The following is a 16102-nucleotide window of genomic DNA, read 5'->3' as shown; positions in this document are numbered from 1 at the left end:
CAAAAAGACCCGACACTGACAGCTAAAATGCAAAAATCACACCACAATATTGAGCCAATTCTCGGCAAGCTAATAGATGGCATGTTTATGGAACAAACATCAACAATACTATCCGATAACCTGGTTCCTAACATGATGTACAGCTACTTGATTGACTTTGAAAAACGATAAGCGTAAACAGACATTTGACTTAACAATTAAGGAATCACTTTGAAGATCACAGAATTACGCCAATATAGAATCAGAGCAGGCAAAACAGAACAGTGGCTAAGTTGGATGAAGGAAGAACTGTTGCCCTATCAACGTTCACAAGGCATGCGTGTACTGAATACTTACGTCCACACTGGTGATGATGGACATGACTATTTTGTTTGGCTTAGAGAGTTCGACAATGAACAAGCACGCCAGGCTCTCTACGAAAAAACATACAACGAGTGGTGGGTTCGCGAGATTCGACCGAAGGTGTTTGAGTTAATTGAACAAGACTCAATCAAAGTTACCTTACTTGAATCGGTAGAGATGTAGTCAGCTGCAACACCGTAATGCAATATCGAACCGATAACGTTTAGAAACGATGTGGTTTTCGACTGTAAAGTAAGGTGGAAAACTCGTCCATTTGCTTTTGTTCGCGCTTAGCTTCAGCAAGTTGTTTCTCTTTTTCGCGTTTGTCTATCATCCACTCATAGGATTTGCGTTCTTTACGCACGGTTAACCAATATTCTTTACAGTTTTCAACCTGCTCTTTGAAATGACTTTCTGCTTGCTTTTGCTTAGATAAAGTTTCATCTAGCTGGGTAAGGAATCGATTTAAGTGTCCATATTGACTTGCCGTTAGGCCCGCCTGACCACGGTCGACGAGTTGCTGGCAATAATCAAGCCGATACTTTTCAATTTGTTCAACCTGACGGTAATAATCTTCGAGTTCAGAACGCGCTTTGTTCAGTGCAAGCACAGCTTGGTCTTCACGATCCTTAGTTTGCTCAAGTAGAAACTCCATCGCATTATTCATGCGCTATCACCCACCCAAAATGTTTCTAAGCATATTGACGCACATATCGTATGGCACCGATTCTTTCATGCTCTGCTGCAAGTATTCGTCTAACTTCGGTTTCAAAGTAAATGCGCCATCAATAGCAGGATCGGTACCCGGTTTGTACGCTCCAATCGAGACCAAATCTTGATTCTTGCGACAAATAGACAAGACCTGTCGCACCGCTTTTGACATCAGAACGTGCTCTTCGGTCGTGATTTGCGGCATAACACGGCTCACCGACTTCTCGACATCAATCGCCGGATAATGGCCTGCATCCGCCATTTCACGAGAAAGTACAATATGGCCATCAAGAATGGCTCGCGATGCGTCCGCTATCGGATCTTGCAAATCATCCCCTTCGGTCAACACGGTAAAGAACGCCGTAATCGAGCCTTGCTCGGCACTTCCATTACCCGCTCGCTCAACCAGCGCTGGCAGCTTGGCAAATACAGAAGGCGGGTAACCTTTCGTCGCTGGCGGCTCACCAACAGAAAGTGCGATTTCACGCTGTGCTTGTGCAAAACGAGTCAACGAATCCATCAATAGCAGAACATCTAACCCTTGGTCCCTGAAGTATTCAGCAATCGTTAATGCCGTTTGGCACCCCTTTAAGCGCATTAGAGGTGAAGCATCGGCAGGCGCCGCGACCACCACTGAGCGGCGACGACCGTCCTCACCCAAGATCTCTTCGATGAACTCTTTAACTTCACGTCCACGCTCACCTATCAGGCCGACGACCACAACCTGTGCGGTGGTGCCTCGCGTCATCATGCCAAGCGTGACCGATTTACCCACACCAGAACCTGCAAACAGACCGATACGCTGACCTTTACCAACCGTCAACAAACCATTGATGGCTTTTAGGCCAACATCGAGCGGTTCAGAAATTGGTTTTCGAGCCAACGGGTTGATCGGCTCGGCATTAAAAGAGGCACGGTGATCGGTATACAAAGGGCCAAGTCCATCAAGTGGATTCCCAACCCCGTCTATCACGCGCCCAAGTAACTCCATGCCGACAGGCAAACCAGCGTCACTGGTTAAAGGGGTGACTCTCGCGCCAGGTAAAATGCCCGTAATTTGTTCGCTTGGCATTAAAAATAGGTTGTCACCTGAAAAGCCGACAACCTCGGCTTCCATCTGACCTGACATGGTTTCCACTAAGCATAAACTGCCAATTGGTGCGCGACAGCCGGTTGCTTCCAACGTTAACCCAACCACACGCACCAGTTTGCCAGAGGCGACAGGGCGCGTCGTAAGGCCTTCAACTTTGTAGCTTTTTAAGCGGTCAGCGAGTGCTTGCATGGATTACTCACCCTCTTGATGACGGTTTGCGCCACAAAAGCTGTGCAATACGCTTTTGACGCGTTCTTCCATGCGATAATTAATGCTTGATTCACCGGCTTCAATCTGGACGTCACCTCGATTGAGCGATGGCTCAGCAACTAACGTCCAGTTGCGACAATTAAGGTCTTCTTCACCATAAGCTGAACGAATAATCGCGACATCTTCTGGATTCAGGTGCAAGGTAATAGGGTGGCCTGATATTGGTAGCGCTTCGACCGACTGCTTCACCGTATCTAAAATAATTTGAGGGTTGGTTTGTACTTCAACGTGCACCACTTCTTTAACTAAACAGAGCACCATATCCACCAGCTGCTTTTCAACCTGAGCATTCATCAACTCCAAAGGTTGAGCAAACTGATTGGCCAAGTTCATAAAGGTTTCAACTTGCTGCTGAATGTATTCTTGCCCTGCAGTTACCCCTTCAGCTTTTCCGAGCTCGAGACCTTCAGCATGGCCGGCTTGCAACCCTTCTTCTTTACCTTTGTCGTAACCTTGCTTAAAGCCAGCTTCCTGACCTTGATGTAAGCCTTCTTGATAAGCGCCTTGCTTAATCAGTTCAATTTGCTCTTCGGTTAGCGCAAGTGGCTGCTCTTCTTCAGGCTCATCAAAATTCGGCACCCATCCCGGGTCATAGTTGAACGCGGTTTGTTTTGCTTGTTTGGCTTTAGGCTCGCCATAATCAGGCAGCCCCCAACGTTGAGGTTCGATCATCGAATCATCTTCATCAGGACGGATAAATCCACGTTTTCTATCGCCAGCCATGGGTTACCTATTGTGTGTTCGATTAAGAAGTGAGGGTGCTCCGCAATAGGATAATTGCGAAGCAATAGAAATTATAAGAATTCGTCAGCACCGCCAGACAACATGAGCTCACCAGCATCCGCCATTCGACGGGCAATTGCTAAGATTTCTTTCTGAGCGGCTTCTACATCTGCCACTCGTACTGGCGGCATCGCTTCTATATCATCACGCATCATATCAGCAGCACGTTTAGACATGTTCTTGAAGACTTTCTCACGTAACGAGTCATCTGCACCTTTGAGTGCTTTTTGCAACACGTCTTGTGGTACGTCACGCAGCAACTTCTGAATACCTTGGTCGTCCACTTCGACTAAGTTTTCGAAGACAAACATTAGGTCTTGGATTTGCGTCGCCATGTCTTCGTCCTGATCGCGAATTTGTTCCATCAACAAACCTTCGACGTTGTTGTCTAGGTAGTTCATGATCTCCGCTGCTGCTTTCAGGCCGCCAATTTTGGCTGCTTGTGCACCCGCTTGACCCGCGAACTGTTTCTCCATGATTTCGTTCAGCTCTGCCAATGCTGATGGCTGAACTTCTTCAAGGTTGGCAATACGCATCATCAGATCCAAACGCACGCGCTCAGGGAACTGAGACAAAATCTCTGCAGATTGGTCTGCTTCTAAATAAGACAGTACGATAGTTTGAATCTGTGGGTGTTCATTGACAATAATGCTCGCCACTTGGCGTGGGTCCATCCATTTCAAAGAATCCAAACCTTTTGAGCCCGTACCAAGTAGGATCTGGTCAACTAAGTTGTTGGCTTTGTCTTCACCAAGAGCGGCAACCAGTGCATTACGCATAAAGTCTTCGCTGCCCATACCAATGTTGGTGTATTTCTGGATATCCTCCAAAAACGCACGATGAACAGCAGATACCTTGTCTTGGCTGAGATCCTTCGCGCGAGCCATCGCACTACCAACACGCTGAACCTGTTTTGGTTCTAGGTGACGGATAATGCCAGCTGCATCTTGTTCATTAAGGCTCAGTAGTAAAATTGCCGCTTTTTCTTCGCCGGTAATGGTTGAAACATCCAGCTCTACTGGCATTCCCGCGGCGTTGTCATCTTGAGGTACGATATCGTTAGCCATTGTCATTCATCCAGTTTTTCACTACTTGAGCAGCCAGTTCAGGTTCATTCGCAACCAGAGCGCGAACCGCTTTCAATACATCTTCATCTTTATGAAGGTTTGGCAAATCAATACTTGAGCCAAACTCGAACAGTTCGCTGCTTTCGATGTCACTGCCAATCAAGCTAGTTTCACCATCCGCACCAATCGGCAAGCCGTCTGGTCCGTACATTTCGTCTTCATCATCGCTGGTAGGGTTAAGCAATTTCTTCATTGCTGGGCGAACCAGAACCAACACAACCACAATAATCACTAATGCACTTGCGAACCAACGAACCCAATCACTGAAGTTAGGGTGCTCCCAAATTGGTGGTTCTTCTAGCTGCTCAGCCTCTGGCTCAGCAAACTTTACACTCAATACATTCAGCAAATCGCCACGGCCTTGATCAAAGCCAACAGTACCAATTAATACTTGGCGAATGGCATTGATTTCAGATTCGGACATTGGGGTATAAGTCACTTCACCCGTATCAGGGTTAACTTGACGACGGTCTTTAATCGCAACAGAAACGGTCTGACGAGCCACCGTCCCAGTCTGCTTTCGCTCGTGGCTGATGGTGGTATCTAGCTCAAAGTTACGCGTGGACTCTTTACGAACTGACCCCTGCCCCATGACAGAACCATCTTTCATTTGAGCCACATCTTGCGGAATTGAGGCATCCGCTGGAGGCTGATTACTCAACGCACCCGGAATACCCGCTACCATGTTACCGTTATTGTAATCTTCGAGTGCGTACTCACTGCGGGTCGCAGGGGTGTTCGGATCAAAGCGTTTGCGAGTTTGTTCAACCGCACTGAAATCCATTTGTATATCAACCTGCGCCGTATAGTTGCCATAACCTAAAATCGGTAATAGTACGGAATCAATTTTTTCGCGCAGCGCTTGCTCTTGGCTGCGTTCTAATTCTTGTTCTTTGCGTCGCGCCGCAGAAGCAGGATCTTGGGAGCCTGAGCTGAGTAAGCGGCCATGCTGATCTGTGACGGTAATTCGAGAAGTTTTCATTCCCGGCACGGCACTCGCTACCATGTCGACAATAGAATCCACTTCTTGCTGCTTAAGGTTCGTGCCTGTCGACAATGTCAAAAATACCGACGCAGAAGCTTCTTGGTTATGACGCACAAACACGCTGTGCTTTGGCAGTGCCAATAACACTCGTGCTTTGCGAACTTGCTTCATTTCTTCAATTGCTTGAGCCAATTGGCGCTCTCGACTGAGTTTGAGACGCTCTTGCTCGAGACGTTGTGAAACACCAAAACCCATGTCTTGCAGCAAAATATCATCGCCCGCTTCTGTAGCTTGGTTAACGCCGGAACGAACCATGCCAAGTTTGATCGAGTTGTACTCACTCGATTCAACAGAAACAGTATTACCATCAAGCTTATAATTGATTTTCTGCTGGTCCAGATAATCCAGAACGGGGATCAATTCTTCGGTCTCATACGCACCAAGTGGGCGCATCTCCGGTTCTTTGACCCAAAAGAACAGCATCACGATCAATGCAACACAGATGGATATCGACAGCACAAGCACAACCTGACGAAGTAAATCGAGGTCGCCCACTGCCATATCGAATTTTGACGCACTGCGCTCCTCTAGATCTGGATTTTGACTCTCCACATCCACATCGGAACTTGCTACCAGTGCACCATCTGAGCCGCCTTCAGTGACGGTTAAATCTGTAGACTTGTCTGCCACACTTATTACCTAAATTACACTGGCATGTTCATGAGGTCTTTATATGCCTCAACGAGTTTATTGCGAATTTGAACCGTCGCATCAAAAGCGACACTAGACTTGTTACGAGCGATCATAACGTCAGAAAGGGATACATCGGCATCACCACGATCAAAACGGGTTTGTAAATCACCAGATGCTTTTTGAAGTGTGTTCACGTTATTGATGGCTTTAGTTAGGAGATCGTTAAAATCTGCTCCAACTTTCGCCCCACTTGCAGTAGGAGCCGTATTGGTTGCTTCTACCATCATGGCGCGCATTTCTGCCTGAATACCATCAATTTTCATTAGCACCTCTAAGCCAAAAGATTGACTATTAACAAAACTGATTATTGACACAGCAATTAACGTGCCATAAGACATTAGCAATCAATTCACTTACACTTTTTGTCTTATGGCCGTGGTCTGTGTTAATTCGGGATATCTATACCAGCATCACGCATTTTGGCAAGCTTATAGCGCAAGGTTCGAGGGCTTATACCCAGTTTCTCCGCCATTTCTTTGCGTCGACCATTACACTCAACCAAAGTCTCCAAAATAATGGCGTATTCTTGATCGCGCAGCTCGCTGCCTAAGCCTTCTCCACCAGTTACTGGGCGGCTGACACTCTCAGCTTGAGCAACTGGCTTAACATTGGGCACGACCATATCTGCATTTTGCACCACGTGTTGCAAGCTATTGGCATCTTGCCAGTCTACGCCCTCGAGCAAAATGTGCTCTGCATCGATGTCGCCATTTTCACTTAATATCAGCGCTCGTTGAACCACGTTATCCAATTCACGAACATTACCCGGCCAAGGGTATTGCAATAGTTTTTCTAACGCAACGGTCGAGAATTGAGGCACTGGCATGCCCATTTTGCTGCAATGACGCTCAGCAAGATGCTTGGCAAGCGGTGCAATATCGCCTTTACGTTCTTTAAGTGCAGGCCACGCAATTGGGAATACATTCAGGCGGTAATATAAGTCCTCTCTGAAGTTTCCTTCTGACACGTATTGCTTAAGATCACGGTTACTCGTCGCTAACACACGAACATCTAACTTGATGCTTTTGCGACTGCCTAGGCGCTCTACTTCTCGCTCTTGCAAAACACGCAACAACTTCGCTTGCAGGTTCAGGTCCATTTCGCTGATTTCATCAAGTAAGATTGTGCCACCTTGTGCTTGTTCGAACTTTCCTGGGCATGCCTGAACAGCACCAGTAAATGCGCCCTTTTCATAGCCAAACAGTGTTGCTTCGAGCATATTGTCAGGAATCGCAGCACAGTTAATTGCGACAAAAGGACCATTTTTACGATTTGACGCGTTGTGAATATAGCGCGACATCACTTCTTTACCTGAGCCACTAGGACCTAGCACCATAACATTCGCATCTGTACGTGCCACTTTATCGGCCAACGCAAGTAGACGCAGACTTTTTTCATCTGCCACGACCGCGTCACCATTGTCATCGCTTTTGATCGGTGCATATCGACTGACCATGTTCAGCAATACTTCTGGTGCAAATGGTTTCGCCATGTAGTCAATCGCGCCGTCTTTCATTGCCGACACGGCATCTTCAATATTGGCGTACGCCGTCATTAGCAATACTGGTAAGTTAGGCCAATTCTGCTTGATGCTTTTGAGCAGAGCTAAACCACCCATACCCGCCATTTGCACATCAGAAACGACGATATCAACCGTATTCGATTTCAGCTTTAAAAGTGCATCTTCAGCACAGTCCGCTTCCAACCACTCATACCCTGCCAGAGCCAGAGTATCGACTAGGGCTTCACGAAGACCTTCATCGTCTTCTACGATCAGCACTTTGCTTTGCGCCATTATGATTCTCCAGAAATTGTTATTACCAAAAGCCGCTTATTGCGCTTCTGTTTGCACTCGCTCTAGCGGAATGCACATGGTGAAGCAGGCTCCATCACCCTGCTCTGAAATAAGTTCCAATCGACCGTCATGGGCACGGCAAACCATTTGAACAACTGCCAACCCTAATCCAGTTCCTTGAGAACGTGTGGTAAAAAATGGCTCCATGATTTTGGCTTGCAGTTCTTCGGGCACTCCCGGTCCGCTGTCTTGCACAGAAATGCGTAACTCACCATTTACCGGGCGGAAAAAAATATCGACTTGCGATTCTTTACCAGACATTTGAATCGCATTCATGACCAGATTACTTAATGCGGATGCAATGGCGTTCGCATTGCCTAGTAGCTCAGTTTGTTCTTCTTCCACTTCTAGGCAGTAATCAATACTGTTGTTTTTTAGCGCGGTTTCGACCATCGGCTGATATTCCGCTACCAACTGGGCAATCGTGAATGGCTTAATGACTTTATTATCACCACCTTTAGCAAAAAGCAGCATATCATTAACCTGCTTTTCCAAATCGTGCAGTCGATCCATTAATTTGGTTTGGAAGCGATCTTTTGTCGCTGGAGGAAGATTTGGCGCTCCCAAATTGGATGCATATAACATAGCGCTCGACAGCGGCGTTCTTACTTGGTGAGCAAGCGACGCAACCATACGTCCTAACGACGATAAGCGCTGTAAATCACTGACACGAGCTTGAAGTAAACGGGTTTCGGTTAAATCGGTAATCAGGATCAATTGACCTGTTGTGGACGCCGAGATGGCGAGTCGAACTTTACGGCCATTACGTAATGAAACTTCGTGGCCATCATCTTCACGTGGGTCAAACACCGCCTGGATAACGTTGAACCATTTTTCGTTAACCAGTGGAATCTCAAGAATTCGGTGCGCTTCTGGATTTGCTTCACGCACTACTCCGTACGTATCGAGCAAAATCACTCCAGCAGGCATCACATCGAGCACCTGTTTGTAGCGCTCAACCTGATTCTCTACGGAATCTAAATGGGATTGATTGGTGTTGTTATCCATTACTGCCTGTCGAAATATCGCCGCTAAAACTAAAATAGCTTGGTAAGCAATTAGCATACCAAGCTATTTTCTATATTTATCAGGACGTTAAGCTATCGACAATAAGTTGACACTCAGAGATAACGGTTTTGGATGCCAGAAAAACGATGTTAACCAGCCCAAGTGATTATTCAGATATCGTCTTAAAACTTCACTTTACCTAGCGCTGTAAGTTGTACTTACGCATTTTTTCCACCAGCGTAGTACGTCGCATACCCAGCATGTCGGCCGCTCTTGCTACAACGCCACCCTGCGCTTCTAATGCTTGGCTGATCATATTAACTTCTAAATCAGCCAGCAGCTCTTTCAAATTAACCCCTTCCGGTGGCAGCGCTTGCGGGGCGTTCATGCTGTGATCAAGGTCGTCTTGATCTTCAAAGCTAAAATCTTCAGAGAAGATATCTTGGAATACATCACGCTCTTGCTCTTCCACCGAAACAAATGGGTTGCTCTCTGGTTGGAACTCTGGGATGTCACTGTAGCGATATTTGGTTGGTAGATGGTTTACATCCACCAAGCTATTTGGATACAGAATAATCATTCGCTCAACAAGATTAGCCAACTCGCGTACGTTGCCCGGCCAGTTATGCTCCATCAGTGAGTTGATTGCACGAGGTGTAAAGCAGATAGGTTGTCCGCCCTCCGCCTCTAAACGTGTCATCAGTTCTTGCAGCAGCAATGGTATATCTTGTTTGCGCTCTTTCAGCGCTGGCATCTCAATTGGAAACACGTTCAGACGATAGAACAAGTCTTCTCGGAACGTACCTTCTTCAATCATATTTTCTAGATTACGGTGTGTCGCCGCCACAACTCGAACATTTACCTTGATGGTACTATTGCCACCTACACGTTCAAAGCAGCGTTCTTGCAATACACGAAGCAACTTTACTTGCATCGACATTGGCATATCGCCAATCTCATCAAGAAAGATCGTGCCACCGTCTGCGAGCTCAAATCGACCTTTACGGGCAGTTAACGCACCAGTAAACGCGCCTTTTTCGTGACCAAATAATTCGCTTTCTAGGAGCTCAGGCGGTATTGCACCACAGTTAATAGGTACAAATGCGCCATCGCGGTATGAAGAGTGATAGTGGATGTTACGCGCAACAACTTCTTTACCTGTACCGGACTCACCTAAGATCAACATGTTTGCTTCCGTGTTTGATACTTGCTCAATCAGGTGTCGAACTTCTTGAATACCTCTACTTTGACCAACTAAGCTGCGAAAAAGCGTGTTTTTGCGTGCACTAGCAACAACATTCACTCCTTTTCGCCCCAGAAAATCTTTGCAGTGGCGTAACGCTTCACTAAGCTGTGGGTAATTAAGCGGCAGCTCTAGTTCACCAACAAAATTTGGAAGATCATCAACAGGCAAAGGAAAACGGCCCATGACTAGAAGAGGGATGTGGTAAGCGCTGTTTAAATGAGAGATAACCGTACTCGCCGCTTGACCTGCTGGAATATTACCAACAATACAGCACGACCATACGCTAGACCAATCAACAACGCTGAGCTGATCAGAACTGACCGCTTCGCAATTTTCTCCAACAAATTCCAATATATTGCTTAAATTTAAACGACTTGATGCGTCATCATCAATTACAAGCAGCTTTGCCAAACCATGCATAAGTAAGAATGATTGCCTTTATTTTAGGTGCGTTGCGGCCAAACCTTGATTTGCGCAATTGGGTGCTAAAGAAGGCAGAACCACCACACTCAATTTACGATAGACAAAATAGGAAAATCAGCAACAAAAAAGCCATTAGGGCTACTAATGGCTTCTATTTTATTTGAATATAAAAATAAGGCAACCAAGCAATGGAGAGGTGTGAGCTTGATAGAAACTTTGCTACACAACTCGTTGCGCAATTGACAAATATATTCGTCTAGTATCTTAACGCATTGTTTTGACTATTAAATACCAACTTCAGCAGCGGTAAGATTATGAAACTCTGTTGGGATTTGGTCCCAAGCGGACTTGATCTCACGGATAATGTCGATAACGTCGTCGATCAGCTGAGGCTCATTTTGATGGTTAGCAGCAGAAATTTGCGTGATCATAAACTCATACAGTGAATCTAAGTTTGAAGCAATATCACCACCGTCATCCATAGATAGACAGCTGCGTAGCGCGATAATGATGTCTAACGCTTTACCCAAGCGCTCACCTTTTGCTGGAATATTGCCTGCTTGCATGGCTGCTTTACCTTGAATAAGGCGCTCAATCGCACCAGCCATAAGCATTTGAATGACTTTGTGCGGAGAAGCCGCGCTAAGCTGGCTGTCGACTGATACCTTTTTGTATGCTTGCAAAGAACCGCGCATAGTAATCCTCTTTTAAATAAATTTTTTGTACTGCTGAAGTGAACGCTGGCCATAACGAAACTTATGGAGCTCTTTTCCGACCTTTGACGTTTCCGATTGCATCAGCTCGACAATTCTTTTGGTACGAGTTAGCAATGCTTGCCACTCTGCATCCTGCTTAACCAAAGGATTTTGATGAATAATTGGTAACAGGTTTTGCAATAACCGTTCCCTGATATCGACCAAGCGAAGAATTTCTTCAGCATTAAAATCAATTTTTTCTAATTCTTGCGTAATTAGTTGATCTATATCACTAATTTCCATGAGTTCTTTTTGCATTTATTAACCCAACGCACTCATCAAAGCGCCTAACTGGCCTTGCATTTTACCGGTCGCATCTTGCATCGCGGTAAACTTCGCATGAGTACGCTTCTCTAGGCTTTCCATGCGGCGATCTAATGCCGCTTGATCGTCACTCAAACGGTAGTTTTGTTCTGTGAGACTTTTTTCTCGAGTACGAATACTGCCTGTAATACCTGTGATACCGTGAATCGCATCTTCTACTCGTTTAGCAAAACCTGTGTTGCCACCGAAGAACTTTTCTAACTCGTTGAAGTTATTGTTCAACTGGCGATCTAGCATGTCATAGTTGATTTCTAGGGTGCCTTGACGTGTGGTCGTAATGCCAAATTCTGTTAAGGACTTTAGGTTTTCAGGCGCCTTATCGATTCGAGTAGAAAAGACCGATTTTAATCGTGAATCTGCACTGCGTACGGTGCTGTCACCTGACAACGGCCCTTTTTGACCAGTTACCGGATCCACACTCGCCAACGCTTGGGAGGTTTGATAAAACGAGTTATACGCTGCCACAAAGTTTTCGATATCGTTGCGTACACTTTGACGGTCGTACTCGACACCAATTTCAGCAGGCGGTTTATTCGGTTCTGATTTGCCTTTTAGTGTTAAATCAACACCTTCGATCGCATCTTCAATCACATTGTTGTGGCTAGATAGCTTTGCCACGCCATCAAGCAGAACTTCTGAATCTTGCCCTGCTTGTACTTCTGTCATTCCAAGGTATTGTTCAAAAGCAGATTGTGCCTTTGCGATTTTCGCTTCTGCTTCATCAATTTTTTCCAGACGCTCACGTTCTTGAGGATCAAGTTTAGCGCGATGAATTTGCTTAGCTTGCGCTTCGGAAAGTTCACCACGTGCCACTTTTTCGTCTAACGCTTGCTTTTCACTCGCAATTTTTTGCTCGATTTCCGCTTTTTCTTGCTCAAGAAGCTGCTTAGCCTCTTTCGTCGTAACGTAAGAATCGGTTAGGGTGCCCGATGCGGCATTATTCCAGCCTGGTACATCTGGTGCCTTCTCTATTGCCTTTTCGTCGAGTTCGAGCTCTGGTTCTTCATAAGAGTCCAACAAAGTACCTGACGCAGTTTCTGTCCACCCTGGAATTCTGTCTTCAGGGCGTAAACTCGCGCGTCGGTTGGCTTCATCAATGGCTTCTTGACCAGCTTTGGCTGCTTCTGCACCCGCCGCAGAGATTGGCGCTTGCGATGCATCATCTTGTACATCGTCTGCCGCTTTTTGCTCTTCTGGAGGTAGAGGATTGCCGTTTGCATCCAGCTCTTCTGCTGGTTGTTCCGGAAATTTAAGAGGACCTAAGACATCTTCCGCCGCTGAACGAGCTTCTTCAAGCGCGTTGACGCGGTCTTCAAGTGTTTGGTATTCGAAATATTTAAGAGGGTTGCCTTTTTCTGCCTCCACACTGACTCTGATTTGATGATCCTTACCAGAGAGGTTAGAAGCAAGGATAAGGCGTGGACCTTCGACGTCGTTAATAAGAGATGCACGAACGCCAGGGTTATCTTTAGCGCCATTAATGCCGCGTACGACATCGATGAGCTTAGATCGGGAACGAACATCGATATTAAAACGCTCGTCACCAAGCGAAATCTGCAGCTTACCAGGGCCAAATTTTGCGTCTTCTGGCAATACGTCAGAAGCGACTTTATGGCTCTGAGCAAGCTGCAACACATCGATAGCATATTTGCCAGCGATAGCATCTGTGGTTGCCGTGGCAGATACAATATTGTCATTGGTCGTTTCGACGGTGCGAACGGCAAATGCTTTCTCCTGACGAAAGTTCGCCATGAGATTTTTCATCGTATCCAATGATTCTCTGAGTCGCCCGTAAGCACTGATACTGGCATTAATTGTCGTGCGTTCGTTGTCGATGCGTTGCTGCTTTGGTACGCGTTCGGCATCCACAATTTTGCTGACCATGGAATTAATATCCATGCCGCCAGACATCCCCAAAGGGCCTAAACTCATCAAATCACCTCTAAAAACGACTTACACTTTTTCAGTCAACAACCCGCTGTTGGCTGTGTGCTCAGCTAGGCGACGCAATACCACTAGCATTTCTTCATCAGGAATTTGACGAATCACGTCACCGGTATTGGCTTCATAAATCGTCACCACATCTCGTCCGGATTCTTCATCCACTCGAAATGCGACTCCTTTGTTTATGGACGTTACAAATTCATTCATTTGTGCGACCAATTTTTCACGTTCTTCTTTGTTCAGTTCTTGACGACTTTCAGCCATCTCGATCGCAGCTTGAACAGAGAAGTCGTATTCGGTGTTTTTCGCTTTTTGCGGCGAAATCTCACCATTTGAATTTGCTGGGCTAGACGTGCCTATATCATTGCCATTTTTATTTGCAAACTTTGTGCCATTTGGCGTGCCGTAAGGCTGGATGTTCGATGCGTAGGAGGATATATCCATTACAATCTCCCTTCCACCTTATGGGCTAACGATAGAATCTATCGCTTTGGTGCCCCAGCACTAAGGTGTTGACCTCAGGCTGGGTTTACCACTTAGCCCAACAAGCTTAGCGCTGCAGATGGAGACTGCTTCGCTTGAGCCAGGATTGAAGTACTTGCTTGCTGAAGAATTTGCGACTTAGTCATCGCAGTGGTTTCCTTCGCGTAATCAGTATCTTTAATACGGCTTTTAGACGCGTTAACGTTCTCGTTAATGTTGTCTAGGTTGCTGATTGCGTGGTTGAAGCGGTTTTGGAAAGCACCGAGTGAAGCTCGTTGGCTGTCTACGGACTTAAGAGCGCCGTCGATAACCGCTACTGCTTCTTGAGAGCCAGCTACTGTGGTTACGTCGATGTCTTTCACTGTTACGTCTTTCGGACCACCAAAGCCGATCTCGTCTGCTAGGTTGCCAGAAAACTCAACATCACCTTCAACTTTTTGAGAAGAAGCAAATACTTGTAGTTTGCCATCTTCGCCAACAGAGGCTTTTACATCATCGTTTTGACCGTTGATGTATGTCGCTAGCTGTTCAATATCATCGCCTTGCTTAGCGCTGATTGATAGCTCTTTCTCTTCACCCTGCTTGTTGGTGTAGCTCATTTTGAACTCTGTTTTCTCACCAACAGTCCAAGATGCGTCTTTACCCTCTTCTGCTGCGTAGCTCTTACCACCCATTGCTGAAGTGTCTGAGCGTAGGTTACCCATAGAAAGCATCACTGCTTCACCTGAGTCCGCCCCGATTTGGAAAGACTGAGTACCGTAAGTACCGTTTAGAAGCTTGTTACCACCGAAAGAGGTAGTTTCAGCAATACGGTTTAGCTCGTCGTTTAGCGCTGTTACTTCTTCTTGGATCGCTACACGTTCTGCTTTTGAGTTAGAGCCGTTCGCCGATTGAAGCGAAAGATCACGCATACGTTGTAGGATGTTGGTAGATTCATTCATTGCACCTTCAGCAACCTGTGCAATAGAAATACCGTCGTTTGCGTTTTTCACTGCCATGTCTAGGCCACGGCTTTGTGCATTCAAGCGGTTTGAAATCTGTAGACCTGCAGCATCGTCTTTCGCGCTATTGATTTTATAACCCGAAGACAAACGCTCCATTGATTTTTGTTGACCGTCAGCTGCCTGGTTTAGGTAACGCTGTGCAGTCATCGCAGAAACGTTAGTATTAACGTTAATCGCCATAATTGATCTCCTTAAGGCTTTAGTGAATGTACCGTCGTGTCTCTCACCTCACTTAGGTACATCTCATTTCTCTCAGTCCCTTTAACGGCGACCGATGAATATCCTTTAGAAGAAATTTTCAATTTTTTGCGATTATTTTCTTTGGCTTACTGAAATGTGATGAAGCTCTAATGTCGTGATTCGCAGAAATCCTGGGGCCCCAAAAGACAGAAAAAAACCCAGCCGAAGCTGGGTTTACTCGCTCATCTCTCACCACGAGCCAATGAGGTTCTCGTCTTAGGTTTGAAATTAACCTAGCAGACTTAGCGCTGAGTTTGGCGCTTGTTTCGCTTGCGCAAGGATTGAGCTTGACGCTTGCGATAGAATTTGTGACTTGGTCATTGCCGTCGTTTCTTTCGCGAAATCTGTATCTTTGATACGGCTCTTCGACGCATTCACGTTCTCGTTAATGTTGTCCAAGTTGCTGATTGCGTGGTTGAAACGGTTCTGGAATGCACCTAGCTCTGCGCGGTGGCTGTCTACGTATTTCAGTGCTGCATCGATGATAGCAACAGATTCTTGTGCGCCACCAACTGAGGTTACGTCGATAGTATCTACCGTTACTTTTTTGCCTTCGCCCAAACCTAGTTCACCAGATAGACCGCCTGAAAACTCGACCTCGCCCTCAACTTTGTTGTTGCCAGCGAAGATTTGCAGTTTACCGTCTTGGTCTACAGAGGCTTTCACTAGGTCAGTTTGGCCGTTAATGTAAGTCGCAAGCTCTTCGATATCGTCACCCGCTTTTGCGCTGATGTTGATTTCTTGCTCTTGGCCGTA

At 46.1% G+C, this 16102-nt stretch carries 16 protein-coding genes; 1 reads left to right on the top strand and 15 read right to left on the bottom strand.

Annotated elements, in window-relative coordinates; all coding sequences use genetic code 11:
* Positions 1-210: 210 nt before the first annotated feature.
* Complete coding sequence (locus tag R8N49_RS18980) at positions 211-525, top strand: NIPSNAP family protein (RefSeq protein ID WP_005380475.1); 315 nt, start codon at positions 211-213, stop codon at positions 523-525.
* A 40-nt stretch (positions 526-565) separates the two neighbouring features.
* Here R8N49_RS18980 and fliJ read toward each other — a convergent pair whose 3' ends face one another.
* The 15 genes from fliJ to R8N49_RS18905 form a co-directional block, all read right to left on the bottom strand.
* Positions 566-1009 (bottom strand): flagellar export protein FliJ, encoded by a 444-nt coding sequence (gene fliJ / locus R8N49_RS18975; protein ID WP_005380474.1) that lies wholly within the window; start codon positions 1007-1009, stop codon positions 566-568.
* A gap of 6 nt (positions 1010-1015) precedes the next feature.
* On the bottom strand, positions 1016-2335 hold the full coding sequence (fliI, locus tag R8N49_RS18970) for a flagellar protein export ATPase FliI (RefSeq protein WP_005384474.1): 1320 nt from the start codon (positions 2333-2335) through the stop codon (positions 1016-1018).
* Positions 2336-2338: 3 nt separating this feature from the next.
* Complete coding sequence (gene fliH, locus R8N49_RS18965) at positions 2339-3139, bottom strand: flagellar assembly protein FliH (protein ID WP_005394317.1); 801 nt, start codon at positions 3137-3139, stop codon at positions 2339-2341.
* Positions 3140-3210: 71 nt separating this feature from the next.
* Entirely contained in the window at positions 3211-4266 is a 1056-nt protein-coding gene (gene fliG / locus R8N49_RS18960) for a flagellar motor switch protein FliG (RefSeq protein ID WP_005380470.1), read from the bottom strand.
* Entirely contained in the window at positions 4259-6001 is a 1743-nt protein-coding gene (gene fliF / locus R8N49_RS18955) for a flagellar basal-body MS-ring/collar protein FliF (RefSeq protein ID WP_005380462.1), read from the bottom strand. Before fliF ends, fliG begins: the two co-directional genes overlap by 8 nt.
* 14 nt (positions 6002-6015) lie before the next feature.
* Positions 6016-6327, bottom strand: a complete 312-nt coding sequence (gene fliE, locus R8N49_RS18950; protein ID WP_005384482.1) for a flagellar hook-basal body complex protein FliE — start codon at positions 6325-6327, stop codon at positions 6016-6018.
* Positions 6328-6449: 122 nt separating this feature from the next.
* Positions 6450-7859 carry a sigma-54-dependent transcriptional regulator gene (locus tag R8N49_RS18945; protein WP_053349543.1) on the bottom strand — a complete coding sequence of 470 codons (1410 nt, stop codon included), beginning with the start codon at positions 7857-7859 and terminating at the stop codon, positions 6450-6452.
* A gap of 36 nt (positions 7860-7895) precedes the next feature.
* Entirely contained in the window at positions 7896-8927 is a 1032-nt protein-coding gene (locus R8N49_RS18940) for a sensor histidine kinase (RefSeq protein WP_005380459.1), read from the bottom strand.
* A gap of 199 nt (positions 8928-9126) precedes the next feature.
* Complete coding sequence (locus R8N49_RS18935) at positions 9127-10593, bottom strand: sigma-54 dependent transcriptional regulator (protein ID WP_318190044.1); 1467 nt, start codon at positions 10591-10593, stop codon at positions 9127-9129.
* Between the two features lie 287 nt (positions 10594-10880).
* Positions 10881-11291: a flagellar export chaperone FliS gene (gene fliS, locus R8N49_RS18930; protein ID WP_005380457.1), complete on the bottom strand. Its 411-nt coding sequence runs from the start codon at positions 11289-11291 to the stop codon at positions 10881-10883.
* A 12-nt stretch (positions 11292-11303) separates the two neighbouring features.
* Positions 11304-11609 (bottom strand): flagellar protein FliT, encoded by a 306-nt coding sequence (locus R8N49_RS18925; protein ID WP_005380456.1) that lies wholly within the window; start codon positions 11607-11609, stop codon positions 11304-11306.
* A gap of 3 nt (positions 11610-11612) precedes the next feature.
* Positions 11613-13607, bottom strand: coding sequence for a flagellar filament capping protein FliD (gene fliD, locus R8N49_RS18920; RefSeq protein WP_005384492.1), 1995 nt, complete (start codon positions 13605-13607; stop codon positions 11613-11615).
* Positions 13608-13628: 21 nt separating this feature from the next.
* The gene (gene flaG / locus R8N49_RS18915; RefSeq protein ID WP_005384493.1) at positions 13629-14063 is read right to left on the bottom strand and encodes a flagellar protein FlaG; all 435 of its coding nucleotides are present in this window, start codon (positions 14061-14063) and stop codon (positions 13629-13631) included.
* A 92-nt stretch (positions 14064-14155) separates the two neighbouring features.
* A complete protein-coding gene (locus R8N49_RS18910) occupies positions 14156-15286 on the bottom strand; it encodes a flagellin (RefSeq protein WP_005380449.1) in 1131 nt (376 codons plus the stop codon).
* 288 nt (positions 15287-15574) lie between these two features.
* Positions 15575-16102, bottom strand: a 528-nt coding sequence (locus tag R8N49_RS18905; protein ID WP_206946719.1) for a flagellin, incomplete at its 5' end; no start/stop codon positions are given.

The sequence above is a fragment of the Vibrio sp. 1978 genome (genome assembly GCF_033344345.1).
The sequence above is the reverse complement of the archived record's forward strand: the minus strand, read 5'-3'. Positions and strand labels throughout refer to the sequence as shown.

Excerpts from the sequence above, each read along its gene's own strand:
- fliG (WP_005380470.1), bottom strand. The coding sequence starts at position 4,266 with ATGGCTAACGATATCGTACCTCAAGATGACAACGCCGCGGGAATGCCA.
- fliE (WP_005384482.1), bottom strand. The coding sequence starts at position 6,327 with ATGAAAATTGATGGTATTCAGGCAGAAATGCGCGCCATGATGGTAGAA.
- fliD (WP_005384492.1), bottom strand. The coding sequence starts at position 13,607 with ATGAGTTTAGGCCCTTTGGGGATGTCTGGCGGCATGGATATTAATTCC.
- fliS (WP_005380457.1), bottom strand. The coding sequence starts at position 11,291 with ATGCGCGGTTCTTTGCAAGCATACAAAAAGGTATCAGTCGACAGCCAG.
- R8N49_RS18910 (WP_005380449.1), bottom strand. The coding sequence starts at position 15,286 with ATGGCGATTAACGTTAATACTAACGTTTCTGCGATGACTGCACAGCGT.
- fliH (WP_005394317.1), bottom strand. The coding sequence starts at position 3,139 with ATGGCTGGCGATAGAAAACGTGGATTTATCCGTCCTGATGAAGATGAT.
- R8N49_RS18935 (WP_318190044.1), bottom strand. The coding sequence starts at position 10,593 with ATGCATGGTTTGGCAAAGCTGCTTGTAATTGATGATGACGCATCAAGT.
- flaG (WP_005384493.1), bottom strand. The coding sequence starts at position 14,063 with ATGGATATATCCTCCTACGCATCGAACATCCAGCCTTACGGCACGCCA.
- fliI (WP_005384474.1), bottom strand. The coding sequence starts at position 2,335 with ATGCAAGCACTCGCTGACCGCTTAAAAAGCTACAAAGTTGAAGGCCTT.
- R8N49_RS18945 (WP_053349543.1), bottom strand. The coding sequence starts at position 7,859 with ATGGCGCAAAGCAAAGTGCTGATCGTAGAAGACGATGAAGGTCTTCGT.
- R8N49_RS18925 (WP_005380456.1), bottom strand. The coding sequence starts at position 11,609 with ATGCAAAAAGAACTCATGGAAATTAGTGATATAGATCAACTAATTACG.
- R8N49_RS18940 (WP_005380459.1), bottom strand. The coding sequence starts at position 8,927 with ATGGATAACAACACCAATCAATCCCATTTAGATTCCGTAGAGAATCAG.
- fliJ (WP_005380474.1), bottom strand. The coding sequence starts at position 1,009 with ATGAATAATGCGATGGAGTTTCTACTTGAGCAAACTAAGGATCGTGAA.